The 26,339-nt window shown below is 70.9% G+C and carries 20 protein-coding genes; 14 read left to right on the top strand and 6 right to left on the bottom strand.

The window, feature by feature from the left end:
• Window positions 1–166: 166 nt before the first annotated feature.
• Complete coding sequence (gene guaB, locus NVV32_RS12140) at window positions 167–1,783, top strand: IMP dehydrogenase (RefSeq protein ID WP_422390323.1); 1,617 nt, start codon at window positions 167–169, stop codon at window positions 1,781–1,783.
• Window positions 1,784–1,828: 45 nt separating this feature from the next.
• The gene (locus tag NVV32_RS12135) at window positions 1,829–3,658 is read left to right on the top strand and encodes an ABC transporter ATP-binding protein (protein ID WP_055768425.1); all 1,830 of its coding nucleotides are present in this window, start codon (window positions 1,829–1,831) and stop codon (window positions 3,656–3,658) included.
• Window positions 3,659–3,672: 14 nt separating this feature from the next.
• Here the strand turns inward: NVV32_RS12135 and NVV32_RS12130 are convergent, their stop codons facing one another.
• Window positions 3,673–4,374 carry an LmeA family phospholipid-binding protein gene (locus NVV32_RS12130; RefSeq protein WP_055768428.1) on the bottom strand — a complete coding sequence of 234 codons (702 nt, stop codon included), beginning with the start codon at window positions 4,372–4,374 and terminating at the stop codon, window positions 3,673–3,675.
• Between the two features lie 576 nt (window positions 4,375–4,950).
• Here NVV32_RS12130 and NVV32_RS12125 point away from each other — a divergent pair.
• The 4 genes from NVV32_RS12125 (at window position 4,951) to NVV32_RS12110 (ending at window position 9,111) form a co-directional block, all read left to right on the top strand.
• A complete protein-coding gene (locus NVV32_RS12125; protein WP_055768431.1) occupies window positions 4,951–5,445 on the top strand; it encodes an FBP domain-containing protein in 495 nt (164 codons plus the stop codon).
• A gap of 156 nt (window positions 5,446–5,601) precedes the next feature.
• Window positions 5,602–6,741 carry a GuaB3 family IMP dehydrogenase-related protein gene (locus NVV32_RS12120; protein ID WP_055768435.1) on the top strand — a complete coding sequence of 380 codons (1,140 nt, stop codon included), beginning with the start codon at window positions 5,602–5,604 and terminating at the stop codon, window positions 6,739–6,741.
• A gap of 60 nt (window positions 6,742–6,801) precedes the next feature.
• Entirely contained in the window at window positions 6,802–8,526 is a 1,725-nt protein-coding gene (locus NVV32_RS12115) for a glycerol-3-phosphate dehydrogenase/oxidase (protein ID WP_422390322.1), read from the top strand.
• A gap of 159 nt (window positions 8,527–8,685) precedes the next feature.
• On the top strand, window positions 8,686–9,111 hold the full coding sequence (locus NVV32_RS12110; RefSeq protein ID WP_235498709.1) for a PTS sugar transporter subunit IIA: 426 nt from the start codon (window positions 8,686–8,688) through the stop codon (window positions 9,109–9,111).
• 178 nt (window positions 9,112–9,289) lie between these two features.
• Here NVV32_RS12110 and NVV32_RS12105 read toward each other — a convergent pair whose 3' ends face one another.
• Both NVV32_RS12105 and NVV32_RS12100 read right to left on the bottom strand, forming a co-directional pair.
• Window positions 9,290–11,035: an ABC transporter ATP-binding protein gene (locus NVV32_RS12105; RefSeq protein WP_422390321.1), complete on the bottom strand. Its 1,746-nt coding sequence runs from the start codon at window positions 11,033–11,035 to the stop codon at window positions 9,290–9,292.
• On the bottom strand, window positions 11,028–12,749 hold the full coding sequence (locus NVV32_RS12100; protein ID WP_422390320.1) for an ABC transporter transmembrane domain-containing protein: 1,722 nt from the start codon (window positions 12,747–12,749) through the stop codon (window positions 11,028–11,030). The genes NVV32_RS12105 and NVV32_RS12100 overlap by 8 nt, the downstream gene beginning before the upstream one ends.
• Before the next feature lie 131 nt (window positions 12,750–12,880).
• On the opposite strand from NVV32_RS12100, the gene NVV32_RS12095 reads away from it, so the two are divergent.
• From NVV32_RS12095 to NVV32_RS12080, 4 genes are all read left to right on the top strand, one after another.
• The gene (locus tag NVV32_RS12095; RefSeq protein WP_422390319.1) at window positions 12,881–13,819 is read left to right on the top strand and encodes an SURF1 family protein; all 939 of its coding nucleotides are present in this window, start codon (window positions 12,881–12,883) and stop codon (window positions 13,817–13,819) included.
• The gene (locus NVV32_RS12090; RefSeq protein WP_055768444.1) at window positions 13,812–14,300 is read left to right on the top strand and encodes a DUF3817 domain-containing protein; all 489 of its coding nucleotides are present in this window, start codon (window positions 13,812–13,814) and stop codon (window positions 14,298–14,300) included. Before NVV32_RS12095 ends, NVV32_RS12090 begins: the two co-directional genes overlap by 8 nt.
• 126 nt (window positions 14,301–14,426) lie before the next feature.
• Window positions 14,427–16,013, top strand: coding sequence for a glutamine-hydrolyzing GMP synthase (gene guaA, locus NVV32_RS12085; protein WP_422390318.1), 1,587 nt, complete (start codon window positions 14,427–14,429; stop codon window positions 16,011–16,013).
• Window positions 16,014–16,106: 93 nt separating this feature from the next.
• Complete coding sequence (locus NVV32_RS12080; RefSeq protein ID WP_422390317.1) at window positions 16,107–20,192, top strand: DUF4011 domain-containing protein; 4,086 nt, start codon at window positions 16,107–16,109, stop codon at window positions 20,190–20,192.
• Window positions 20,193–20,239: 47 nt separating this feature from the next.
• Here the strand turns inward: NVV32_RS12080 and NVV32_RS12075 are convergent, their stop codons facing one another.
• The 3 genes from NVV32_RS12075 to NVV32_RS12065 all read right to left on the bottom strand — a co-directional run bounded on the left by NVV32_RS12075 (window position 20,240) and on the right by NVV32_RS12065 (window position 22,196).
• Window positions 20,240–20,851 carry an RcpC/CpaB family pilus assembly protein gene (locus NVV32_RS12075; RefSeq protein ID WP_235498676.1) on the bottom strand — a complete coding sequence of 204 codons (612 nt, stop codon included), beginning with the start codon at window positions 20,849–20,851 and terminating at the stop codon, window positions 20,240–20,242.
• 274 nt (window positions 20,852–21,125) lie between these two features.
• Window positions 21,126–21,473, bottom strand: coding sequence for an FmdB family zinc ribbon protein (locus NVV32_RS12070; RefSeq protein WP_422390316.1), 348 nt, complete (start codon window positions 21,471–21,473; stop codon window positions 21,126–21,128).
• Between the two features lie 81 nt (window positions 21,474–21,554).
• Window positions 21,555–22,196 carry a 5-formyltetrahydrofolate cyclo-ligase gene (locus tag NVV32_RS12065; RefSeq protein ID WP_422390315.1) on the bottom strand — a complete coding sequence of 214 codons (642 nt, stop codon included), beginning with the start codon at window positions 22,194–22,196 and terminating at the stop codon, window positions 21,555–21,557.
• Window positions 22,197–22,252: 56 nt separating this feature from the next.
• Here NVV32_RS12065 and galU point away from each other — a divergent pair, with 56 nt between their 5' ends.
• The 4 genes from galU to NVV32_RS12045 all read left to right on the top strand — a co-directional run bounded on the left by galU (window position 22,253) and on the right by NVV32_RS12045 (window position 26,319).
• Window positions 22,253–23,155, top strand: coding sequence for a UTP--glucose-1-phosphate uridylyltransferase GalU (gene galU, locus NVV32_RS12060; RefSeq protein WP_422390314.1), 903 nt, complete (start codon window positions 22,253–22,255; stop codon window positions 23,153–23,155).
• A gap of 6 nt (window positions 23,156–23,161) precedes the next feature.
• Complete coding sequence (locus NVV32_RS12055; protein ID WP_055768463.1) at window positions 23,162–23,791, top strand: GNAT family N-acetyltransferase; 630 nt, start codon at window positions 23,162–23,164, stop codon at window positions 23,789–23,791.
• A 92-nt stretch (window positions 23,792–23,883) separates the two neighbouring features.
• Complete coding sequence (locus NVV32_RS12050; RefSeq protein ID WP_422390313.1) at window positions 23,884–24,870, top strand: hypothetical protein; 987 nt, start codon at window positions 23,884–23,886, stop codon at window positions 24,868–24,870.
• Window positions 24,871–24,954: 84 nt separating this feature from the next.
• On the top strand, window positions 24,955–26,319 hold the full coding sequence (locus NVV32_RS12045) for a phosphotransferase (protein ID WP_422390312.1): 1,365 nt from the start codon (window positions 24,955–24,957) through the stop codon (window positions 26,317–26,319).
• Window positions 26,320–26,339 lie beyond the last annotated feature (20 nt).

The following is a 26,339-nucleotide window of genomic DNA, read 5'->3' as shown; positions in this document are numbered from 1 at the left end:
GTCGTCGAGGCCGGCCAACCCGGCAGATCCCTGAAGTGGTCCCGGTCGAGCCGGGCGGATACTCCTTCTAGGGTACGACGTCCGGTGCCGCATCGGCGGATCCGGTCCGGCCGGGCGGCTCGCCCGGCCGGTGACGTGAGCGCTGTCACCGGAATAGGGCACCCCGATGAACCGTTCTAGACTGGCAGAGCCCGCCGGCGTCAGCGCCGAAGGCCCCACCCCACTCCCATCGGGCGACACCGAAAGAGGCGCAGCAGTGAGCGAGCAGTCCGGCCAGAACCAGACCCACGACCCCTTCGGATTCATCGGCCTGACGTACGACGACGTGCTCCTCCTCCCCGGCCACACCGACGTCATCCCTTCCGAGGCCGATACCTCCTCGCGCATCTCGAAGCGCATCACGGTGCGGACGCCCCTGCTCTCCTCGGCCATGGACACCGTCACCGAGTCCCGCATGGCCGTCGCCATGGCGCGGCAGGGCGGCCTCGGCGTCATCCACCGCAACCTGTCCATCCAGGACCAGGCGGACCAGGTGGACCGCGTGAAGCGCAGCGAGTCCGGCATGATCACCAACCCGCTGACCATCGGTCCCGCTGCCACCCTGCAGGAACTGGACGAACTCTGCGGCCACTACCGCGTCTCGGGCCTGCCCGTCGTCGACGACGCCGGGCACCTGCTCGGGATCGTCACCAACCGGGACACGCGCTTCGTGCTCGAGCGGGACTTCCCGACCACCCGCGTGCACGACGTCATGACGAAGATGCCGCTCGTCACCGGGCACGTGGGCATCAGCGGTGACGACGCGATCAACCTCCTGGCGAAGAATAAGATCGAGAAGCTCCCGCTGGTCGACGGCCAAGGCATCCTCCGGGGCCTCATCACCGTGAAGGACTTCACGAAGGCGGAGCAGTACCCCCTGTCCACGAAGGACGACGACGGACGCCTCCGGGTGGGGGCCGCCATCGGGTTCTTCGGCGACGGCTGGGAGCGGGCCATGACCCTCGTCGAGGCGGGCGTCGACGCCTTGTTCGTCGATACCGCCAACGGTCACAGCGCGGGTGTGCTCGAGATGATCTCCCGCCTGAAGGCCGAGCCGTCGGCGGCGCACGTCGACATCATCGGCGGCCAGGCGGCCACGCGTGAGGGTGCCCAGGCGCTCATCGACGCGGGGGCGGACGGCATCAAGGTCGGCGTGGGCCCGGGTTCCATCTGCACCACGCGCGTGGTCGCCGGAGTCGGTGTGCCCCAGGTCACCGCCATCTACGAGTCGGCCAAGGCGGCCATCCCCGCCGGGGTCCCGGTCATCGCGGACGGCGGGCTCCAGTACTCGGGAGACATCGGCAAGGCCATCGTGGCCGGCGCGGACACCGTGATGCTCGGCTCGCTCCTGGCGGGATCCGCCGAGGCACCGGGTGAGCTGATCTTCGTCAACGGCAAGCAGTTCAAGACCTACCGCGGCATGGGCTCGCTCGGGGCCATGCAGACGCGCGGCAAGAACACGTCCTACTCGAAGGACCGCTACTTCCAGGCGGATGTCACGGGTGACGACAAGCTCATCCCGGAGGGCATCGAGGGGCGTGTGGCCTACCGCGGTCCGCTGGCGTCCGTGGCCTACCAGCTCGTCGGCGGCCTCCGCCAGACCATGTTCTACACCGGTGCGCGCACCATCCCGGAGCTGAAGGCGAAGGGCAAGTTCGTCCGCATCACGGCGGCCGGGCTCAAGGAGTCCCACCCGCACGACATCCAGATGACGGTGGAGGCACCCAACTACGGTTCCAAGTAGCGCAGCCCCCGGCATCAGCCCCCTCACCGAGGGGGCTGATGCCGTATGAGCGGACTGCCGCAGCCCGAGGCCACGGCCCGCCGCAAGCTCCGCCTCGGGCCCTACGCGCGCGCTGTGGGGCAGGTCCTCGCCGTCAGCGCGAAGGCGTCGCCGGGCGCCGTGGCGATGAAGGTCGCCGGCTCCCTGATCTCCGCGGTGCTGCCGCTCGTGACCACCTACTTCGCCTCACTCACGACGACGGCCCTCGCGGCCGCCTATGCGGGTGAGCCCGACGCCGGCCGGGCGGCCATCACCTACGTGATCGTCACCGCCGTCCTCGGGCTCCTGTGGGGTGCCTTCACGAGCGTGGACCGCTACATCCAGCAGGTCCTCAGTTTCCGCGTCGGTGCGATCGTCGGTGACCGCATGTACGAGCGGTTCCTCGCCCTCGAGTTCTGGCGGTACGACGACAAGGAGACGGTGGACCTCTACGACCGGGCGCGCCGTTTCTCCGACTCCTACGCGCGGGTGCTCGACCGCATCGCGGCCATCTTCACCCAGCTGGCGTCCGTGGTCCTCGCGATCGGGGCGCTCCTGCTCGTGAGCTGGTGGATCGCGCTGATCGTCCTCGTCGCCATCATCCCCAGCGTGTACCTGCAGTTCCGCCTCTCGCGCGAGCAGATGGCGCACTGGAACACGCAGGTGGATTCGCGCCGCCAGCGGCGCATGATCGAGAACAACCTCATGAAGCCGCAGCACATCGCCGAGATGCGCCTGTACGGGATCGTCCGCTACCTGATGGGGCTGCGCTCGACGCTGCGGGACGCCGACGAGAAACGGCGGCTCGATTTCCAGAAGCGCTACATCCCCAAGCAGCTCCTCGCCGATGCACTGCAGTACGGCGCGGAACTCCTCGCCCTGGTGTGGATCGTGGGGCAGATCATCGCCCGCGCGCAGCCCGTGGGCCAGTTCCTCTACGTGCAGCAGATCGTCAGCCGGGCCCTGAGCACCGCGAACAACCTCGTGTCTTCGCTGAGCTCCATCGACGAGGACCTCGCGAACCTCAAGGACTACGAGCAGTTCATGGACTTCCCGCTGTCCACCTCGGCGACGGGGCGCCTGGAGGCGGCTCCGTCCGCCGTCGAGCTCAGGGACATCCACTTCACCTACGCAGGCGGCGAGGCCGAGGTGCTCAGGGGCGTCTCGATGTCCTTCGAGCGTGGGACGCACGTCGCGATCGTGGGGGAGAACGGGGCGGGGAAGTCCACGCTGATCCGTGTCCTCGCGGGCCTCTACCAGCCCAGCAAGGGCGAGGTGCTGCTCGACGGACGCGACCTCCGGGACATCGGGATCGACGACTGGCACCAGCACCTGGCGGTGATGTCGCAGGACTTCCTGCGGTACGAGTTCGCCACCGCCGAGAACAACATCTACTTCGGCGATGTGCACCGCCCGCGTGACGACGAGCGGGTGCGCCGCGCCGCGCGGGACGCCGAGGCGATGGAGTTCATCGAGAAGATGCCCAACGGCTTCGAGAACTACGTGAGCAACTGGATGGAGGACCCGCGCGGCCGGAAGGGCAGCGGTCTCTCGGGCGGCCAGTGGCAGCGTCTCGCGATGGCCCGCAACTTCTACCGCGACGCGCCGTTCGTCGTCATGGACGAGCCGACATCGGCCATCGACGCCCTCGCCGAGCACCGCATCTTCACCCGCCTGTTCGCCGACCGGAGCCGCACCATCATCGCCATCAGCCACCGCCTGGCGACGATCGAGAAGGCAGATATCGTGCACATGCTCGAGGACGGGCGGGTCGTCGAATCCGGCACGCACCGGGAACTGGTGGCGCTCCGCGGACGGTACTTCCGGATGTTCGAGAGCCAGCTCCCCGAGGACTAACGGGCAGCGCCGCGTCACGGCCGGAGGAGGACGTCCTCACCCATGAGCGCAGCGCGGAACCCGTCGTCGCGCACCACGACGTCCTCGAGGACGAGACCCTCCGGCAGTCCCTCGATCTCGTGCTCGAGGGACACGGAGTTGCGGACGATCGCTGCGATCGCGCCGGAGAGGAAGTCCGGCCCCCCGACGTCGATGGAACGTGGCTCGAGGACGAGGCGGCCGTCCTCGACGTCGACGGTGCCGGTCGCGGTGACGCGCAGGTCGCGGCCGAGTGCCTCGACGGTGCGGACCACGGTAGCCTGACCGTCCTCCGCCGGGCGCACCTCCGCACCGCCGCCCAGGTCGGCCGCGACGACGTCGAAGGGGACGGTCGCGTCGACGGTGAGCTCCGCGGCGACCAGGCCGTCCGGGCCCGTCACCACGTCACGGCCGGCGGCGCGCACGTCCGTCAGCATCGAGCCCGAGGCGAGCACGGTACCCGCGTCGAGCCGGAGGTCCCCGAACCACACCTCGTCGTCGGACAGGTCCGCGGGCGGCGCAGGGGCGCCGGCACCGCCGTCCGGGGATGACGACGACGGCGCGGACGGGACGGGCCCGGCCGATCCGGCGTCGGCCGGCTCACTGACGATCCACCAGAGGACGCTGCCCGCGATGAGGACGAGCACCACCATCCCGGCCGCGCCGATCAGCCAGTCCCGGGCGCGTGTCCATGTCATGAGGCCAGTCTGGCGTGTCCGGTGGGGGAGGGCGAAACGCCGCCCGGCGCAACGGGCCCTGCAGGTCCCTGCAGGTCCCTGGCCAGGGGGCGGGATCGAGGCACGCGGCCGACCGTCGGGGCCGCGCCGGGCGGCGCGGACCGGCTGCGCCGGCGGGGACGGGCGGGACGGGCGACGCGCCGACTGCGCCGGCGTGGTGGTCATGGGCGGTCCAGGGCCGACGACGACGGCGGGCTGATCCCGACGGCGGGGCGGCTTTGCGCTGCGTCCGCGGCTCCTGAGAGGATAGCCGGGCAGGACGATCACGGAACGATGGTCGCGGAACAAGGACGGTTGAGCATGCTGGGGACCTCGAAGGCCCGGAGCGCCGCGGTGAGCGGGGTGGCCCGAAGGGGCTGCTGTGCGCCCCTGCCGTCGCCGGCCCACCAGCATGCAGCGGACAGCCCACAGGGCTGACACCGCAGGACCGCCCGCCTCGCGGCGGTTCCTCCCACGGGACCCCTCGACGCGGTCCCCCGTGCCCGGCGCCGGCAGAGCGCGCATCCCCTCGATCCTCCTCTGCAAAGGTGTTCATCCATGCTTCCTGTCTCCAGCTCCGCCATCCGTTCCTCCTTCATCAACGCCACGCGGTCCGAGGCCGCCAAGCTCACGCCGCCCAGGAACCTCGCCACCCTCGACTGGGACGGGCTCGACGTCCTCGGCTGGCGTGACGAGAAGATGCCGTTGCGCGGCTACCTGGTGCTGCCGACCGACCGTGGGCTCACGGGCATCCTCCTGCGCGCCCCCGAAGGCGGGGCGCGGAAGAACCGCTCGGTGCTCTGCGAGCTGTGCCGCGACGTGTACTCGAAGGAGGATGTCCTCCTCTGGGTCGCCCGCCGTGCCGGCCAGTCCGGGCGCGACGGCAACAGCGTCGGGACCCTGATCTGCGCGGACTTCGTCTGTTCCTCGAACGTCCGCCGGCAGCCTCCCGCGAGCGAGATCCACCCGGACCCCGCCGTCGTCGTGCGCCGCCAGATCGCCGGACTCCAGGACCGGACCGCGCAGTTCCTGGACCGCGTGCGGCGGCAGTAGTCCGGTCGGAGGTCCCGGCCCTGGGGCGGGACCTCCGACCTGGTCGGCCGGACCCGCCTGGTCACGCCGCCGGGACACCGGCGTCAGGCCGTCCCGGCGGCGTCACGGAGCGTCGACGCCGCCGGGACGGTACGCGTGCTGGGCTAACCTAGAGCAGTGACTTACGAGATCGAGATCGGCCGAAGCAAGCGCGGACGCAGGGCATATTCGCTGGACGACGTGGCGGTGGTGCCCTCCCGCCGGACCCGGGACCCCCTCGACGTCTCGGTCGGCTGGCAGATCGACGCCTACCAGTTCGAGATGCCCGTCATCGCGGCGCCGATGGACTCGGTGATGTCCCCGGCCACGGCCATCGCCCTGGGTCGACTCGGCGGCCTCGGTGTCCTGAACCTCGAAGGACTGTGGACCCGGTACGAGGATCCGCAGCCGGTGCTGGACGAGATCGCCGGGCTGAGTGCCGGGGACTTCAGCCCCGCCGCGACGCTGCGCATGCAGGAGCTCTACGAGGCACCGATCCGCGCCGAGCTCATCACCAGCCGCCTGGCCGAGATCCGCGAGGCCGGCGTGACGGTCGCGGGATCGCTCACCCCGCAGCGCACCCAGCAGTTCTACAAGACCGTCCTCGCCGCGGGCGTGGACATCTTCGTCATCCGCGGGACCACGGTGTCCGCCGAGCACGTCTCCAAGAACGAGCAGCCGCTGGACCTCAAGAAGTTCATCTACGAGCTCGACGTCCCCGTGATCGTCGGCGGCGCAGCCGGCTACACGCCCGCGCTGCACCTCATGCGGACCGGCGCCGCGGGCGTCCTCGTCGGCTTCGGCGGCGGTGCCACCACCACCACGCGCCGCGCGCTCGGGATCCACTCGCCGCTCGCGTCCGCCATCTCCGACGTCGCCGGCGCCCGCCGCGACTACCTGGACGAGTCCGGCGGTCGGTACGTGCACGTCATCGCCGACGGCGGGATGGGCGTCAGCGGCGACATCGTGAAGGCGATCGCCATGGGGGCCGACGCCGTCATGCTCGGGTCCGCGCTCGCCCGGGCCGAGGAGGCGCCCGGGCAGGGCTGGCACTGGGGCCAGGAGGCGCACCACCACGAACTGCCGCGTGGCGACAGGGTCGCCATCGGCACCGTCGGACCGCTCAAGGAGGTGCTGTGGGGTCCCTCGCACCACACGGACGGGACCTCGAACCTGATCGGTGCGCTGCGCCGGGCGATGGCCACCACCGGCTATTCGGACCTGAAGGAGTTCCAGCGGGTGGAAGTGGTCCTCTCGCCCTATGTCTCCAACGACTGATGGGATTACAGTTGCCGTAGCTCCCCAGGGGCTCACAACCTCCCGACGAAGGGTATGGCCATGGCATCCGGTGCACTCAGTCCGCAGGACCGCGACGACGCGCTGAGGGCGCTCAGGGACACGACGGAGCCGGGCAGGGAACTCGATCTCCTGATCGTCGGCGGAGGAGTGGTGGGCGTCGGTGCCGCGCTCGACGCCGTCACGCGTGGACTCTCCACCGGAATCGTCGAGGCCCGCGACTGGGCGTCGGGAACGTCGTCGCGCTCCTCGAAGCTGATCCACGGCGGGCTGCGCTATCTGGAGATGCTCGATTTCGCGCTCGTCCAGGAGGCGCTGAAGGAACGCGGACTGCTGATCCAGCGCATCGCGCCGCACCTCGTCAAGCCCGTCCCGTTCCTCTACCCATTGACCAAGCGCTTCGTCGAGCGACCCTACGTGGGCGCGGGGATCGCCCTGTACGACGCCATGAGCATGACCGGCGGCAACTCGCGCGGTGTCCCCTTCCACAAGCACCTGAGCCGGAAGGGCACGCTCCGCGCCGCTCCCAGCCTCAAGGACGACGCCATGGTGGGCTCCATCAGGTACTACGACGCCCAGGTCGACGACGCCCGCTACGTGGTCAACATGGTGCGCACGGCGCAGCACTACGGTGCCCGGGCCGCGAACCGCGTCAGCGTCGTCGACTTCCTCCGCGAGGGCGAGCGCGTGGTCGGGGCCCGGGTCAAGGACCAGGAGAGCGGGGACGTGTTCGAGATCCGCGCCAAGCAGGTCGTGAACGCGACCGGGGTCTGGACGGACGAGACCCAGGCGATGGTCACCGATCGCGGCCAGATGAAGGTCAGGGCGTCCAAGGGCATCCACCTCGTGGTACCCCGCGACCGCTTCCAGTCCACGGTGGGCCTGATCCTCCGCACCGAGAAGTCCGTGCTCTTCGTCATCCCCTGGGGACGCCACTGGATCATCGGCACCACGGACACCGACTGGGACCTGGACAAGGCACACCCGGCAGCCACCTCGAAGGACATCGACTACGTGCTGGAGCACGTCAACAAGGTCCTCAAGCGGCCCCTGACGCGCGAGGACGTCGAGGGTGTGTACGCCGGGCTGCGGCCGCTCCTCGCGGGTGAGAACGATTCCACCGCGAAACTGTCCCGCGAACACGTCGTCGCGCACCCCGTGCCGGGGCTCGTCGTCGTCGCCGGCGGCAAGTGGACCACATACCGGGTCATGGCGAAGGACGCCGTGGACGAGGCGACCCGCGCTCTCGACGAGAAGGTGCCCGAGAGCTGCACCGAGACCGTCCCGCTGCTGGGCGCCGAGGGCTACCGGGCGGCCTGGAACATGCGGGCCAGGCTGGCCGACGACGCCGGCGTGCACGTCGCGCGCGTCGAACACCTCCTGCAGCGCTTCGGCACGCAGGCCACGGAGGTGCTGGACCTCATCCGCGAGGACCCCTCGCTCGGCCGGCCGCTGCCCGGCGCGGACGACTACCTCCGCGCGGAGGTCGTCTTCGCCGTCACCCACGAGGGTGCCCGGCACGTCGACGACGTCCTCACGCGACGCACCAGGATCTCCATCGAGTCCTGGGACCGCGGCGTGTCCGCGGCTCCCGTCGTGGCCGAACTCATGGCGCCGATCCTCGGCTGGAGCGAGCAGCAGGCCGAGCGCGAGGTCACGCACTACCGCGCGCGGGTGGATGCGGAGCGGCTCAGCCAGGAGCAGCCCGACGACGTCTCGGCGGACAGTGCACGCATGGGTGTGCACGATATTGTCCCGCTAAGCTAGGAGAGCCGGGCGGGCCGCGACGAGCGCTCCTCACCGGCGCGCGGCGACCGGGCACCCGGTGGCCGCGGCCGCGGGACCTTCGAAAGGCACACAGTGAGCGACCTGTCCTCCGAGCTGCACGACGCCCTGCTGACCACACCGGACCTCGTGATCCTCGAGATGGAGGCGGCCTCCAAGGAGGATGCGGCAGCGCAGCTCGCGAGCCGCCTGCATGCGGCCGGGCGCATCTCGGACCTGCAGGCCTTCCTCGACCAGGTGAACTCCCGCGAGCACCAGATGGCGACGGGCCTGCCGGGCGGCGTCGGCCTGCCCCACGCGCGCAGCGAATACGTGAACCAGACGTCGATCGCCGTCGGGGTCACGCGCTTCGGCCACAGCCTGGACTTCGGCGCGGTGGACGGGCCCGCCACCCTCGTGCTCCTCATGGCCACCCCCGCGCAGTCCTTCTCGGAGCACCTGGAGGTCCTCGCGACGATCGCGCGCAGCCTCTTCAAGGAGAACTTCCGCGAGTCACTGCGTCGCGCGCACGACGCCGAGGTCATCGCGGAGCTCATCAACTCCTCGCTGGTGTTCTTCGACCACTAGGGCCCCGGCGGGCGTCCCTTCGTCCGCACCGTCCGGTTCCTCCGGTCCTCCGACGCGGCGTGTCCTGTACCGACACGCCGGACCTGCCTCAGAACCCGGGAACGACGGCCAGGCCCGGCGGGAGGGCGGAGCCGCGGCTGCGGGGGTCCCGCCTCAGTGCTCCACCGACGTGCTCCGCCTACTCGCTCCGCCAGGAGTTCCAGAGCGAGGCGTACGCCCCACCGAGCGCCAGCAGCTCGTCGTGCGAGCCGAGCTCCGCGATGCGGCCCTCCTCCACCACGGCCACACGGTCGGCGTCGTGCGCGGTGTGCAGCCGGTGGGCGATCGCGACGACAGTGCGGCCCTCCAGGACCGCGTTCAGCGAGCGCTCCAGATCACGGGCGGCCTGCGGATCGATCAGCGACGTCGCCTCGTCCAGGACCAGCGTGTGCGGATCGGCGAGGATCAGCCGGGCCAGGGCGAGTTCCTGCGCCTGGGCCGGAGCGAGCTCGTAGGCACCGGAACCCACCTCGGTCTCCACGCCCTCCGGGAGCTGCTTGACCCAGTCCAGCGCCCCGACGCTGCGCAGCGCGTCCTCGATCTCGCCGTCGCCGGCGTCCGCGCGCCCGAGCCGCACGTTGTCGGACACCGAGCCCACGAAGACATGGTGCTCCTGCGTCACGAGTGCCACCTCGCGCCGCAGGTCGTCGAGCGGCCGGTCCACGAGCGGCACGCCGCCCACGGTGACCGAGCCCGATGTCGGCGGGTGGATCCCCGCGATCAGGCGTCCCAGCGTCGACTTCCCGGCCCCCGACGGTCCGACGACGGCGAGGCGCTCCCCGCGCACCAGGGTCAGGTCCACCGCGTGCAGGACGTCGTGGCCGGGGCGGTAGGCGTAGCTGGCACCCGAGACCACGATGTCCTCGTCGGCAGGCTCCGCCGTCGTCGCCCGGCGGTCCGGCTCGACGTCCTTGATGCCGACGATCCGCGCCAGCGAGGCAGCACCCACCTGGATCTCGTCGGTCCACATGATCAGCAGGTCCACGGGGTCGATGAGCCGCACCGCGAAGAGCGCGACGGCTGCCACCGCGCCCGGGGTCACGAGGCCCTGACCGGCGAGCCAGCCGCCCCACAGCAGCACCGCCGCGGCGGGCAGCCAGAAGGCGATGTCGGCGGCGGGGAAGAGCACGGAGCGCAGCCACAGCGTGTAGCGCTCGGCCCGGAAGCTCGACCCGAGGGCGTCGTCGAGGTCCTTGCGGCGCTGGCCCCCGAGGCTCAGCGCGTCCACGGTGCGCGCGCCCTCGATGGTCTCGGTGATGGTGCCGTTCACCACGGCGTACGTCTCGCGCTCACGCATGTAGCCGGCCGCGCTGCGCCTGAGGTACCAGCGTGTCGCCGGCCAGAGCAGCGGCAGCCCGACGAGGAGGGCGAGGGACAGCACGGGCGAGGTGACGACGGCGGCGCCGAGGGTCAGGACGATCGTCACGACGGACACGACGACCTGCGGTACGCCGAAGCGCACCGTGTGGGACACGGCGTCGATGTCGTTGGTGGTGCGGGCCACGAGATCGCCCGTCCCCGCTTTCTCGACGGTGGAGAGCGGAAGGGCGGTGACGTCCCGCAGGAAGTCCTCGCGCAGCTCCGCGAAGACACGCTCCCCGAAGACCATGCCCGAGCGGACGGCGAAGCGGCGGAGGACGGACTGGACGGCGAGGAACCCGAGCATGCCGAGCGAGACGGCCGCGACGAAGCCCGACGTCGTCCCCGCAGCGAGGGCGTCGATGAGGATACCGAGCAGCAGGGGCCCGGCGAGGCCCGCGACGGCCGACCCGACGTACAGGGCGATCACGGAACCGAGTCCCTTCCGGTGGTGCCGGATGAGGCGCGCCGCCTCGTCCCGCACCGTCCGGGGTGCGGCGACCGGGAGTTTCGCGGTGCTACTCACTGCGGATCACCACGTTCCTGTACTCGTCGTTGCGGGTCATGAGCTCCTTGTGCGTCCCCCGGTCCGTGACGCGCCCGTCCTCCATGAACAGGACGCGGTCCATCGTCCGCAGCACCAGGGGGCTCGCCGTCACCACCACGGTGGTCCGGCCCTCGCTCCGGCGTGCGCCGGCGAGGCGCGCGGCGATGCGCTGCTCGGTGTGGGCATCCACCGCGCTGGTCGGCTCCACCAGCACCAGGTTCTCCGCTTCGGTGAGATAGGCGCGTGCAAGGACGAGGCGCTGGCGCTGACCACCCGAGAAGCCCCTGCCACGCTCCGTGACCTCGTGGTCCAGCCCGCCCTCCAGCCCGTCGAGGATGTCCAGCGCGCTCGCCGCCTCGAGGGCGGCGAGGACCGCACCGTCGTCGTGCGTGCCGCGCGGGTCGAGCTGGACACGGAGCGGACCGCTGAACAGGTGGGGGCTCGCTTCACTGACGACGACACGCGCACGGATGTCGGCGAGCGGGACGTGCCGCAGGTCGGCGGCGCCCCAGCGCACGGTGGCCTCCTCGAGGACGGCGTCCTCGAAGCGGCCGAGGCGCGTGACGGCGTCGGTGGACTCGGCGGGCTCGCGGGAGACGACGGCGGTGAGCAGGCCGGGCTCGAGGACGACGCCGGAGCGCTCGTCGACGAGGACGGACCCGGGCGGGGGCGCCGGGACGGTGGTCGCGCTCTCCGAGACGTTGGCGTCCACGGACAGCACGGCGATGATCTTGCGCGCGCCGACATGGGCGCGGATGAAGCGGGCCACGGAGTCCGCCGCTGCGCGGACGGGGGTCATGAGGAAGATCGAGAAGCCGTAGAGGGCCACGAGTTCGCCCGGCGTGATGTCACCGGAGAGCACCAGGGACGCGCCGACCCAGGTGAAGACGACGCTGAAGGCCCCGGCGATGAAGACCTGCGAGGCCTCGAGGTCGGCGAGGGAGTGTGCCACCCGGATACCGGAGTCGCGGGTCGCGGCCGATTTCACGCGGTAGCGGTCGACGAAGATGTGCTCCCCGCCGATCCCGCGCAGCACGCGGAGACCGGCCACGGTGTCCGCGCCGACCGCCGTCATCCTGCCCGAGGCCTCGCGCTGCTCGCGTTGCCGCGCCTGCATGGGTTTCACCACGAACAGCAGCAGCGCGCAGCACACCGGGACGCCGATCAGCACCACGACGCCGAGGACGGCGGAGGTCTGCCAGATCAGGACGGTCACCACCACCCAGGCGGCGGCCGCCCCGGCCAGGCGGGTCAGGACCTCGTAGACCTCACCGAGCCGGAAGGCGTCCGAGGCCGCCGTCGAGACCACCTCGCCCGTCGAGAGTGCGGTGGGCAGGGCGTCCCCGGTCCGGGCGATCTTGTGGCCGACCAGGCGGACGGACCGGAAGGCCGCCTGCATCCAGTTGCTGACGCCGGCCCGGTGGGTCGCGGTGTCCGAGACCGCCTGCACCACCATGAGCCCGAGCAGTGCTGCTGCCCACCCGAGGAGCGCGCCTGCGTCCCCGCCGATCACGCCGTCGTCGATCGCCCTGCCGAGGACGAAGGGCATCACGGCCTGCGATGCCATCCAGACGGTGCCGAGGAGGATCCCCGCGGCGAGCGTCGCCTTCTGGAAGCCGCCCAGCCAGAGCAGGTAGCGCGCGGGGGAGCGCAGGTCCGGCTCGGAGGTCAGGGGATAGGGAAAAGCGCGCACGAGGATCCATCCTAGACCGCGTCCACACAAAGCGATAGGGATTTCCCAATCAGTTTTCGGGTCGCTGTGCCTGCAGTGATCCTCCTCATCGTCATTCGCTGTTCTACAGAGGTACGAAGTACCGTGGAGGGGTGTTGAAGACCGCGCTCAAGCCTCGATGGATCCTCATGCTGATCCTCGCGATGGCGATCGCCTCGGTCTTCGTGCTCCTCAGCCAGTGGCAGTTCACCTCCTCCCGCGAGGAGCCGCCGCCCGCACCGAGCACCACCGAGCAGGTCCGCCCTCTCACGGACGTGCTCCAGCCCCTCACCCCGCTCTACGCCACGGCCGCTGACCAGATGGTCTCGCTCGACGGCGAGTTCCTGCCCGGTACGCAGGTCCTCGTCCGGAACAGGCTCCTCGAGGGCGACGAAGGCTCCTGGGTGGTGCAGGGATTCGCCGTGACGCCGGCTGCGGGCGCATCCGACGCAGCTGCCTCGCCCGCGGAGTCCGCCTCCGGTGATACCGCCTCCGGCGACGCCGCGGCAGCAGGGGCTGCGGTCATACCCGTCGTGCTCGGCTGGGTGCAGGAGGACGGTGACGCCTCGGCGCTGCCGGAGCAGGAGGGACCTGCCTCCGTCGTCGGCCGGCTGCTCCCACCCGAGGCGCCCGAGGTGGAGCGACCCGTCGAGGGAGAGGTTCCCACGCTGTCCACGGCGGAGCTCGCGAATCTCTGGGACGTCCGGACCTACTCGGCCTTCGTCGTCGCCTCCGACGTGTCGGTGGGCGGTGTTGCGGTCCCGTTCGCTGCGGACATGGCCCGTGTCGTCGTCGGCCCGCAGCCACAGGAGACCCCCCTCAACTGGCTCAACATCTTCTACGCGATCGAATGGTTCGTCTTCGCCGGATTCGCCTTCTTCCTGTGGTGGCGGCTCGTCGCCGACGACCACCGCCGCATGCTCGAGGACGCGGCGGACGCCGCCGAGGAGGCCCGTGGCGCCCTCACCGAGGGCAGCCCCGGCGGCAGTTCCGAGAGCTTCGACGCCACCAGAACCACCACTCCTCACGAAAGCGGTGCCCACCGTGACTGAACCAGCCCGCAACTCCTCCGCACGGACCACCGGGCGGTCCGCGCCGGCGAAGCAGAAGCGTCGGTTCGGCGGCACCCATGCGCAGATCCGCTCGGCCCTGAAGCTCTACAAGGTGCTGGCCTACGCCACCGGCGTGATGCTGCTCCTCGTGGTCGTCGAGATGGTGGCGAAGTACGGGTACGGCACGGAGATCGTCGCCGGGGGCGGGGCTCCGCTGCAGTTCCTGCCCGAGGTCGTCGCCGAGACCGCGGGCGGGTTCAATCTCTCGACGGCCGTCCTGATCGTGCACGGCTGGCTGTACGTGGTCTACCTCATCGCGGACTTCCGCCTGTGGCAGTTCATGCGCTGGCCCTTCAGCCGCTTCATCCTCATCGCGCTCGGCGGTGTGGTCCCCCTGCTGTCCTTCGTCGTGGAGAAGCGGATCCATGCCCAGGCGGAGAAGGACCTCGCGGAGCACCCCGAGGCTGCGCCGCGCTACTGATCCTCCGACGGGCGCCCGTAGGTTCGCGTCGTCCCCGCCGTGACGACCGCAGGGACGGTCCGTAGCTCCCGTGGCCGGCGCGGCCACTGATGTGCGGCAGGGAAGTGCGCAGACTATTGTTGACGGGTGACTACCCCCGAGAACGGCTCCGAACACCGCCCTGTCCTCGTCGTGGACTACGGAGCGCAGTACGCCCAGCTGATCGCCCGGCGTGTCCGTGAGGCGGACGTCTACTCCGAGATCGTGCCGCACACCCTGAGCACGCAGGAGATCCTCGCGAAGAACCCCTCGGCCATCATCCTCTCCGGCGGTCCCTCCAGCGTGTACGCCGACGGGGCGCCCAGGGTCGAGGCGGACCTGTTCGAGGCCGGTGTGCCCGTGCTCGGTATCTGCTACGGGTTCCAGGCCATGGCCAGCGTCCTCGGTGGCACCGTCGCGAAGACCGGGCTGAGGGAATACGGCGCGACGGACATCACCTCCGACGGAGTGTCCCGCTCCATCCTCGAGGGGACGCCCGAGCACCAGAACGCCTGGATGAGCCATGGCGACAGCGTGCAGGAGGCTCCCGAGGGCTTCGAGGTCCTCGCGAGCACGGCCGGCGCCCCCGTCGCCGCCTTCGCCAACGAGGCCAAGGGGCTGTACGGCGTGCAGTGGCACCCGGAGGTCAAGCACTCGCAGCACGGCCAGGCAGTCATCGAGAACTTCCTCTTCCGTGGTGCGCGCCTGGATCCGAACTGGACCACGCGCAACATCCTGGAGGAGCAGGTGGAGCGCATCCGTGAGCAGATCGGGGATGCGCGGGTGATCTGCGGCCTGTCCGGTGGGGTGGATTCGGCCGTGGCCGCGGCACTCGTGCAGCGCGCGGTCGGCGATCAGCTCACCTGCGTCTTCGTGGACCACGGGCTCCTGCGTGAGGGTGAGGCGGAGCAGGTCGAGCGCGACTTCGTCGCGGCCACGGGGGTCAAGCTCCACGTCGCCAACGAGCAGAAGCGCTTCCTCGAAGCGCTCGCCGGCGTCTCGGACCCGGAGACCAAGCGCAAGATCATCGGGCGTGAATTCATCCGTGCCTTCGAGGAAGCCGAGCGCGCGATCATGCGGGAGGCCGAGGCGGAGGGCGAGCCCATCCGGTTCCTCGTGCAGGGCACCCTTTATCCCGACGTCGTCGAATCCGGTGGCGGCGAGGGTGCAGCGAACATCAAGAGCCACCACAACGTGGGCGGGCTGCCAGAGGACCTGCAGTTCGAACTCGTGGAGCCCCTGCGCACGCTTTTCAAGGACGAGGTGCGGGCCGTCGGTGCCCAGCTGGGACTGCCGGCGGAGATCGTCGGACGACAGCCGTTCCCCGGCCCGGGTCTCGGGATCAGGATCGTCGGCGACGTCACGGAGGAGCGTCTCGCCCTCCTGCGCAAGGCCGACGCCATCGCGCGCGCCGAGCTCACGGCAGCCGGACTCGACAACGAGGTCTGGCAGATGCCGGTGGTCCTCCTGGCCGATGTCCGCAGCGTGGGCGTCCAGGGCGACGGACGGACGTACGGGCACCCGATCGTGCTGCGCCCCGTATCGAGCGAGGACGCGATGACCGCGGACTGGTCGCGCCTGCCGTACGACCTCCTCGCGCGCATCTCCAACCGCATCACCAACGAGGTGGACGGCGTCAACCGCGTGGTGCTCGACGTGACGAGCAAGCCGCCGGGAACCATCGAATGGGAGTAAGCGGACCGGGGGATGGGGCCGGCCCCACTCCCGTCCGTTCGGGCCGCGTTGCTATCCGCGGGGTCCGTCCGCTTTTCGGATAGCTTGGAAGACATGCCCATCTGGTCGAGATCAGCTCGTGACAATGCAGGGAAGAAGGCCGCCGTGCCGGAGCAGGACCAGCGGGACGTGGCACGTACGCCGTCGGATCGCCAGCAGGACGCGGCGGGAGCATTGTCGCACGCCGCCAAAAGCACATCGGGTGTCGCCGGGGAACCGTCCGCCGACACGTCCTTGCAGGATTTCCTGGTGCCATGGCTGGAGGGCCTGGGCCCGCAGGCCGTCGGCGATACGCTGCTCCACTTCCGGCCGTCCGCCGGAACGAGTATCGACCTCACGCACGCGCATCCCTCCGGACTCGCCCAGCTCCTCGCCGGGCGGCGCACGCGCCTGTCCACCCTCCTGCGTGATCCCGTGCAGTACAGCGCGGCCAAGGCGGCGGCGCGGGCTCTGCGGGCGAAGATCTTCGAGCTCGGGACCGAGCGCGGCATCGACGTCGGCTACCTCGCCGCCGGCACGGCGTCGTGGCGCTCCGTCGACGGGTCCGGGCGTTCGGAGACGCTCAACGCCCCCGTCCTGCTCACCGCCGTGTCGTTGACGGTGCACCCCTCGCAGGACGACTACGAGCTGCAGATCACCGAGCAGGCCCGGATGAATCCCGCGCTCGTCCGGCACCTCCGGAACCAGCAGGGACTCGACGTCGATCCGGGAGCCATCGCCCGCCTCGCCTACGGGACCGCACGGTTCGATCCGCACCCGGTCCTGGAGCGCATGCGCATCCTCGCCGACGGCGTGCGCGGCATGTCCGTGGAGCACCGCGTCCTGGTGTCCACCTTCGCCGACCTCGCCGGCGTCAAGGGAGATCCCGCCCTCCACCCGGACCACCCTGTGCTCTCGGCTCTCGTGGGAGCGGCCCGCGGTGACGAGGCCGCCGTGTCCGCCCTGATGGGTGCGGCCGACGACCTCGCGTTCCCCGGCCCCGACGCGCGCGATCCCGGGCAGGAACTGCTGGTGCTCGATGCAGATCGGGCCCAGCAGGACGTTCTGGACCTCGTGGACGCCGAGGTCAGCCTGGCGGTCGCCACCCCTCCCGGGACAGGCCAGACGCAGACCGCCCTCAACGTCGCGGTGCGTGCCGCGGCCTCCGGTCGGCGGGTGGTCGTCGCGGCCGAGCGCCGTGGGACCCTCAACGAGTTCGTGCAGGACCTGGACGGGCTGGACCTCGGCTCCCTGGTCCTGCAGGTGGGCAGCCAGACGGGTCCCGCGCAGCTGCGCGAAGCGGTGATCCGCGCCCTGGTCCGCAACGAGAAGGCGGTCGAACCGCAGCTCGAGAGTCTGCACGCCACCCTGACCGGGCACCGGCACCAGCTGACGGAGCACGTCCGGAGCCTGCACAACGTGCGCAGCCGCTGGGGTTGCTCGCCCTATCAAGCCATGCAGTCCCTCGCGGGATTGACGGCGCTCGACCCGGCGCCGTCGACGACCGTCCGGCTCAAGCGCAGCGTCCTCGACTCGATCGCCAACCGGCAGGAACTCACGGAACGCCTTCGACGGGCAGCGGAACTCGGGAGTTTCAGCAAGGCCTCGACGGAGAGTCCCTGGTACGGGGCGCAGCTGCTCAACCGGAAGGAGACCGAGCACGCGCACGGGCTCGCCGAGCAGCTCTCGACCGAACTCCCCGAGCTGCGTGGGAAGGTGCAGCGCGTCGCAGAGCACTCGCACATCACGCTGGGCGGAACGGTGCGGGAGTGGGGTGAGCAGCTCGAACTGCTCGTCGCCGTCCGCGAGAGCCTGGACAAGTTCACCCCGGACATCTTCGACCGACCCGTCACGGACCTCATCTCCGCGACGGCGCCCTCCTCCTGGCGCAAGGAGCGGGAGATCGAGATGAGCTCCATGACGCGGTCCCGGCTCCGGCGCGTGGCCAAGGAGTACATCCGGCCCGGCGTGCACATCTCGGACCTCCACACCTCCCTGCTCGAGGTCCAGCAGCAGCGCACGCTGTGGACACGATACGCCCTCACCGAGCGTCACCCATCCGTCCCCACGGGACTGGCGGAGATCCACGCTTTCTATCGTGCTGTCGAGACGCGGCTCGCGGAACTGACCGGCATCCTCCGCCACACGGCGCGCCGACCCGATCTGGCAGGACTGGACCTCGACGGGGTGGAAGTGATCCTCGGCGACCTCGCTGCGGACCGGCAGACCCTCGAGACGCTGCCGGAACGGACGCTGCTCCTCGACGAGATGCGCGAGCAGGGCCTGGCCGATCTGCTCGACGACCTGGCGGAGCGGGAGATCGGCATGGACCGTGTGGGCTCCGAGCTCGAGCTGGCCTGGTGGCAGTCCGCCCTGGAAGCCATGATCAGTGGCGACGACTACCTGGCCATGTCCGACGGTGCGTCCCTCCGCACACTGGAGGCCGAGTTCCGCCTGGCGGACAACGCGCACATCGCCTCGGGACCGGCGCGCATCCGGTGGACGCTCGCCCAGCGGTGGCGAGCCGCGGTCGAGGACCATCCGGAGGACGCCGGCCGCCTCCGGCAGGAACTCAAGGACAGCACCCTGACCCTCGAGGCCTTCGCGGGCCTGCACCGGGATCTGGTCGCGGCCCTGCTGCCGGTGTGGGCCGTGAGTCCACTCACCATCCGCGGCGCGGTGCCCGAGGGCTACGGGTTCGATCTCGCCGTCGTCCTCGATGGTGAGTCGATGTCGCTGCAGAGCGCGGTGCCCTGCGTCGCACGGTCCCGCCAGGTCGTGGTGTTCGGCGACGACCGCCTCGCAGGGCCCAGCCGGTTCAGCATCGAGGTGCAGTCGGCCGATCGGGCGTCCGCGCTCGAGCCCCTGCCCAGTGCCTTCGATGCGCTCCGCGGCGTCCTGCCCGTCCGGGGTCTGACGGAGATCTACCGCGGGATCGATCGCAGCCTCGACACCTACCTCAGCGAGGCCTTCTACGACGGGAAACTCTCCCGCCTCCCGCAGGCGTCCGAGGTCACCGGCGAGGGGCGCGGACTGATGGTCGAGTACCTGCCCAACGGCACCGGCATGCCGAGTTCGGAGCACGACGGCGTGGAGAGCGTGGCCGTCGAGGTGAACCGCGTGGTGGAACTGGTCTTCGAGCACATCCGCCACCGCCCCAGCTTCTCGCTCGCCGTCGTCACGGCGAGTGCCCGGCATGCGGCACGCGTGGGGGAGGCCATCCGCCTGCAGATGGCGGAGTTCCCCTGGGCGGCGGAGTTCTTCACGCCGGGCAGGGAAGCGTTTCGCGTGGTTCCCGTCGAGCGGGCAGGGGGACTGGTGCGGGACGACATCATCTTCTCGCTGGGCTTCGGGCGCACCCCCCACGGCCGCGCCCTGCATTCCTTCGGTCCCCTGTCCGCTCCCGACGGGCGGCGCAACTTCGTCATGGCGATGACCCGCGCCCGGCGACGCCAGCACGTCCTGACCTGCTTCCAGCCGGCGGACCTGGATCCCGAGCGGCTCACCGCGGGGGCCCTGGACTTCTTCGAACTCCTGCAGCGCGAGCTCGGTGACGGCGGGCATCAGGGGACGGCTGCATCGCAGAGCAACGAGGATCCGCTGGTGGCCGATCTGGTGGACCGCCTCCGGCACCGCGGGGCTCACGTCTGGGACCACTACGCCGGTGTCCTCGACATCGTCGCCGTGCGGCCCGCGGACATCGCCGCCGACGGCAGTGCGGCGAGCATGCAGGACGAGCGGCCCGCGCCGCTGGCCATCGAGTCCGACGGGACGGAGCGCTACGGCGCGATGTCCGTGCGCGAGCGCAGCAGGCTGCGTCCGCAGGTCCTCGAGCGCATGGGCTGGCGCTACCTGCCGCTGTGGACCATCGAGGTCTTCACCGATCCGGACGGATGCGCCGAGCGGGCAGCGTCGGTCATCGGACTGCCGCCGCGGGACGCGTCCGACCAGCCCGGAACACGGAAGGACACCGCGAGGATGCGACAGGACGAGCAGCACCCGGCCCGCGGTACCGCGGTGGGACGCGCGGGTGACGAGACGGAGACCTCCGCCGACGTCCTGCCGAAGCTCGCGGCGGAGGATGACGCGCGGTCCTGGGGTGACGCCGAGGGTGACCACGACGAGTGGTTGAAGGAGCAGCGCCCGCCGCACTGGGGCTGAGGCAAGGCGGCATCGGGCGTGGTCCAGGGGCGACGGCGTCCACCCGGTCATGGAGCCGTCAGCACCAGATGGACGTCGCCGGCGCTCGACGAGCCGGCGAGGTCGAGAGCGGTCTGGGGAGATGCCGCCACCACGACGAGTCCGGCCTCGTCGCCCGCTCCGGGCCAGCCGCCGACGTCGCCGCCCGCGTCCGTCCAGAGCACGGCGACGGATCGCGCGAGGACCGTCGATCCAGCGGCGGACTCGTACCCGTCACCCGTCCGCAGGATGACGTCGACCAGTTGCCCCGGCGCGAGGAGTCGCACCACGGCGGGATCGGCCGGTCGGAGGGGCACCGCGACCGTCCCGGGCGGGGTGCCGGTGAGGAGTCCCTCGCCGATCAGCGACGTCCGGGACACCGGCGCACCCAGTGACACCGGCGCGGCGACCTGTCGACCCAGGACCTGCGTGGTGGTGGTGGCAGCGCCGACGGCGAGTGCTTCCTCGGGCAGGCGGACGACGGCGATGTCCGCATCCGTGAGGACCGTGCCGACGGCGAGATCCCGCGTTGCCGTGACCACCGCCGTCGTCGGGTAGTCCTGACCCACCGCCGCTTCCACGGCCACGCCTGCCGCCGCACAGAACAGCAGCGCCGCGAAGAGCCTCTTGTGTCGGTGCACGCTCCTGCGGAGGCGATAGCGGAGGGGTGGGCCCTGGGGGCGGCCGGAGCGGTCCATGTACCGACCGTAGGCGGGATGGTCCCGAGGCGGTGGTGCGTGCCGGGCTATGTGGGCAACGGAGGCTGCGCGCCGATGCGGAGGTTGTGCAGGCACCGTGCGGACATCGTGCAGGCAGGCCCGCCATGCCGGGCGGTGCGCGCGCGTGACGGGAAGCCGGGGAGAGCAGGTGGTACGGACACGCGGCCGGTCGATGCCGCGGTGCCGGTGCGTCAGGTCAGGAGGCCGCTGCGGTCCCGTTGCCGGACGAGGAGGCCGCCGGCTTCGCGGTCTGCGTCGCCTTCGAGGACGAGGACGAGGACGAGGAGGTCGAAGCGGACGAGTCCGGGGTGGAGGACGTCGAGGAGGACGGTGCCGCCGTCGTCCCGGCGTCCGTGCTCGTCGCGGTCGAGCGGGAGTCGTTGCGGTAGAAGCCCGACCCCTTGAAGACCACGCCCACGCTGTTGAACTTCTTGCGGAGCGCTCCGCCGCAGGCAGGGCAGACCGTCAGTGAGTCGTCCGTGAACGACTGCTGGATGTCGAAGGCGTGGCCGCAGTCCTTGCAGGCGTAGGCGTACATGGGCATGGAGTTCCTCCTGGCGAGCGTCGTGGTCCCCGGATGGCTCGGTGCGACTGTCGCTGGCACTCTCCGGGGGCGAGTGCCAGTCTACACCGCTGCACCCGACTGCCGGACGTACAGCGGCCCGTCCGCGGTGAAGATCCCGTCGAGCCGCTGGTCATGGGGCTCGACCGGGATGACGCCGTCGGCCAGCACCTCCGAGCGGTAGACGACACCCCACCGCGGGACGGCTGACGGCACCTCGGCCAGGAAGCGATCGTAGTGGCCGCCGCCCTGTCCGACGCGGTGCCCGGAGCGGTCGACGCCGAGGGCCGGAACGAGGATCAGTCCGACGCCGGCGAGATCCCCGAAGGCGCGTCGCGGCCCGACGGGCTCCAGCACCGGAGCGCGGACCGAGCGCTCCACTGCGATGTCAGGGGACCACAGCACCCAGGACAGGCGGTAGCCGGGATCGCAGACGGGCAGGACGACGTCGATCCCACGGGCCCGGAGCTCGGCGAGGAGGGGAGCGGTGTCGGGTTCGGGGTCGGCGGCGAGGTAGGCCGTGACCAGGGGGCGCGGTCCGGGACGGGACCCGGCACCGTGCAGCAGCCCGTCGGCGTGATCCGCCACCACGCGCGCGAGGTCCACGGACTGTGCGCGCCGGTCGCCGGGCTCGAGGGCGGCCCGTGCGGTCCGGAGCGCGGAGCGCAGCCTGGCCTTGCCCGTAGCACCTGGGAGAAGCGTCATTCCACCATTGTGCTCATCCACCCGGCGATCGGCCGCCTGTTATGTAGTGTGGTGCCATGACTTTGCGATCACGCGTGACGAAGGCCGTTATCCCTGCGGCCGGCCTGGGGACCCGCTTCCTTCCTGCAACCAAGGCGATGCCGAAGGAAATGCTTCCCGTCGTGGACAAGCCCGCCATCCAGTACGTGGTCCAGGAGGCTGTCGACGCCGGCCTCTCCGACGTCCTGATGATCACGGGGCGGAACAAGCGGGCGCTCGAGGACCACTTCGACCGCGTCCCCTTCATCGAGCAGACACTCGAGGCCAAGGGGGACCACGAGAAGCTGGCCGCCGTCCGCCGTCCGTCCGAGCTCGGTGACATCCACTACCTCCGGCAGGGTGACCCGAAGGGTCTCGGCCATGCGGTGCTCCGTGCCAAGCTGCACGTGGGGGACGAGCCCTTCGCCGTCCTCCTCGGTGACGACCTGATCGACGAGCGTGACGCCCTCCTCGAGACCATGATCGAGGTGCAGGCGAAGACGGGTGGATCGGTCATCGCCCTGATCGAGGTGGATCCCGAGCAGATCAGCGCGTACGGCTGCGCCGACATCACGGGTATCGACGGCGAGGACTACGTCCGGGTGAACCAGCTCGTCGAGAAGCCGGCGGTGGAGGATGCGCCGTCCAACCTGGCCGTGATCGGCCGTTACGTGCTGCACCCGCGCGTCTTCGACGTCCTCGAGACGACGGCCCCGGGACGCGGGGACGAGATCCAGTTGACCGACGCCCTGCAGACCCTCGCCGCTGCCGAGGGCGAAGGGTCAGGCGTGTACGGAGTGGTCTTCCGCGGTCGCCGCTACGACACCGGGGACAAGCTCAGCTACCTGAAGGCCGTGGTGACGCTGGCCTCCGAGCGCGAGGACCTCGGCCCCGATCTCCGCGCCTGGATCAAGGACTTCAGCTCGAGCATCTCGGACTAGCACGCCATGTGGTCGGCGCTCGGCTGGCCTGTGACGCTCAGGACCGGGTCCCTGGTCCTGAGGCCCATCCGCCATCGGGACAAGGCAACCTGGACGGCGCTGCGCCATCGCAACGCGCGCTGGCTGGCGCCGTGGGAGGCGTCGAATCCGGACCCGGAGGGGTTCCTCCCCACCTACCACCAGATGGTGCGGTCCCTGACCGCGCAGGCCCGGGCTGGTTCCTCCCTGCCGTTCCTCATCACCGAGCAGGAGCCCGGCTCGCGCGATGCGCGGCTCGTCGGACAGCTGACGGTCTCAGGCATCACGTGGGGTTCGGCCATGTCGGCGACGCTGGGGTACTGGGTGGATTCCGCCCGCGCCGGCCGGGGGCTGGCTCCGACGGCGGTGGCTCTCGCCACCGACTTCTGTTTCAGGGACCTGGGCCTGCACCGTATGGAGATCAACATCCGCCCGGAGAACCGCGCCAGCCTGAGGGTCGTCGAGAAGCTGGGATTCCGCGATGAGGGGCTCCGCCCGCGCTACCTGCACATCGCCGGGGAGTGGGCCGATCACCGGAGCTTCGCGCTGACGGAGGAGGAGGTCCCGCGGGGACTGCTGATGCCGTGGCTGGAAACCCTGCGGTCCCGGGGCCAGTAGGGCGCCGTCGAATTCCCCGGGCAGCATATTAGGGCCCGACACACCGGTCCCAATGCTGCACGGAGGACCCGAAAGCTCCTACCGTTCTGAGTGTGGTCTTCTCCCTGGATAGCTCGTTGGTGCTCGTCGCGATCGTCGGTCTCTGGCTCGTCTGGGTGGCGCCCTTCCTCCTCCGGAGGGCTGTGCCGGACCTCGCTGCACACCCCCTCCCCGTGACGAACGCCGGGACGACACGTTCCAGGAAGACCGTGATGACGATGAGCGCGTTTCAGGATGACCGGCACCGCGGCCAGGGAGCGCCCCAGGCCGACTTCGCAGGAACCACCGCAGGAACCACCACGGGTGCCTTCGCGGACTCCGACGGCGCCGCCCGGTCGGCCCGCGTGGGACTCGGCTCCGTCCACTGGGGCCGCCTCTGCGTGGCCCTGGTCGGCGCACTCGCACTCCTGTCCGTCCCCGTCACGCTCGTGCTGACGGTGCTCGGTCTCGTTCCCGTGGCGACGCCCCTGATCGGCGTCGCAGTGGCCGCGGCCGCCGTCGTGACCCTGAGGACACTCGCCCTCCGCAGTCGGCGTGCGCGGGTGGACCGTGCTTTCGCCGAGGCCATGGCTCCCGTCCGCCCCGATGCTGCCGTGACGGCACCTGCGGCGTCCGTCGTTCCCGCTCCGCGACGTCCGACCGCCCTGTTCGACGCCGACGAGACGCAGGTCCGCGTCCTGACGGCGATGGAGCTGCGGACCGCCGCCCTCGCCGTCGCGCACGGGTCGACCGTCGTCGACATCCGGCCGGAGGCCGAGGAGGCCGAGGGCTCCGTTCTCCCGGAGAACGAGCGCACGACGGGTGCCGCGTGGGCTCCGGTTGAACTGCCCCGCCCCACCTACGTGGACGCGGCCAAGGTCGAGCGCCAGGCGCCCGCGCCGCTCGACCTTCCCGAGGCGCCGAAGCCGTCGTCGAGGACGCCGATCAAGGCGGCCGAAGCGGCGGCCCGGTCCGCCGAGGCCCCGGACCCTTCCGCGGATCGTGCACCGGCCACCGGACGGATCAACCTCGATGACGTGCTGCAGCGACGGCGCGCCTGACCGGTGCCGGGACCAGCGGGTGGTCGCCTCCGCGGCCCGTGCCTGCGTTAGCCGGATCGCGGCCGGCGCGTGAGGGCCCGCGATGTGCGGATCACCCGCGAGCAGGAGACGCTGGTGCTCCTGGGTTCCGAGGTGCCGGGAGACATCCTGCGTGACCTCCTGGCGGACCGTGGCTGGGACCTTCGTTCGTGGCAGCCGGGATCCCTCCATCACCGACCCGGCGCCGGGGTGACGGGTGTGTTCCCGATCGAGGTCGTCGCGTCTGTCGCCCCCGGCCACCGCGGCGGTCCCCGCCCGACGCCGGCCCCGGGGTACGCCTGCATCACCTCCTGCACCCTCCGGGAGCCGGGTGAGGAGGTCCGGGTGATCCACCGGCGCGACGCGGACACGCTCTTCGCATGGATCCATCCGGCCGATCCCCGTGTGCCGGGACTGCCGCTCGCACTCGACGTCGGACGGGCCACCACGCTGGCGTTCGGCAGCAGCCACGACCCACGCGACACCGTGCTCGACCTCCGCAGCTACCGGCCCCTCCGCCGTGCCGTCGTCCACGTGCAGAACGGAGAGGACCGCCGGTACCTCAAGGCACTCCGGCGCAACGCCGCAGCACCCCTGGCGGAGCGCCACCGGCTCCTGCAGGAGGCGGGGGTACCGGCTCCTGTGCTCGACGGTGAGCCCGTCCAGGACGTCATCGCGATGCGTCCGGCGACGGGCAGGCCGCTCGCCGATCTCCTGATGACCGACGGAGCCGCAGAGGTGGACCCGCACGCGCTGGTCCGGGTCCTCACGTCGCTGCCGGCAGCGGTGATGTCCCTGCCTGTCCGCGCACCGTGGTCCGCGAGGGTGCTCGACTACGCCGAAGGCGCCGTGGCCGCCCTCCCCTCGGAGGCGGACCGAATCCGGAGGGTCGCCGCCGGCATCGATGGCGCCGTCCGGTCCACCGCGGCGGGCCCGCTGGTTCCCACGCACGGGGACTTCTACGAGGGGAACCTGCTGATCCGCGACGGTCTCGTGTCGGGGCTGCTCGACGTCGACGCGCTGGGGCCAGGTCGGCTCGTCGACGACCTCGCGTGCTTCCTCGGACACCTGGCCGTCCTGCCGGGACTCCACGAGGGCTACACGGAGGTCCCGGAGGCACTGCTGCGTTTCACCGATGCCTTCGAGCGCCACGTCGACCCGGCAGCCCTGCGCAGCCGAGCCGCGGCGGTCAGCCTCACGCTGGTCGCCGGCGCACGGCGACGGGCCGTGCCGGTGGCCGAGGAGGGCGCGGGGACGGCAGCGGGCACGGAAGCAGGGACCGGAGCGGGGATCGGGACAGGTACGCCCTCCGGGAGGTACCCCGTGCCGGACGAGGGGCTGGGCGAGGCCGGATCGCGCTTGGCGGTGGCGGAACGCTTCCTCTCCGAGGCAGAGGACCTGGGAGCGCGGCGCCGCGGCGGGACGACCTGACGCCCGCAGGAGCCGTCCCT

The sequence above is a fragment of the Arthrobacter sp. N1 genome (genome assembly GCF_048288285.1).
GTDB lineage: Bacteria > Actinomycetota > Actinomycetes > Actinomycetales > Micrococcaceae > Arthrobacter_D.
Note: the sequence above shows the minus strand (reverse complement) of the source record. Positions and strands in the feature narration are given on the sequence as shown.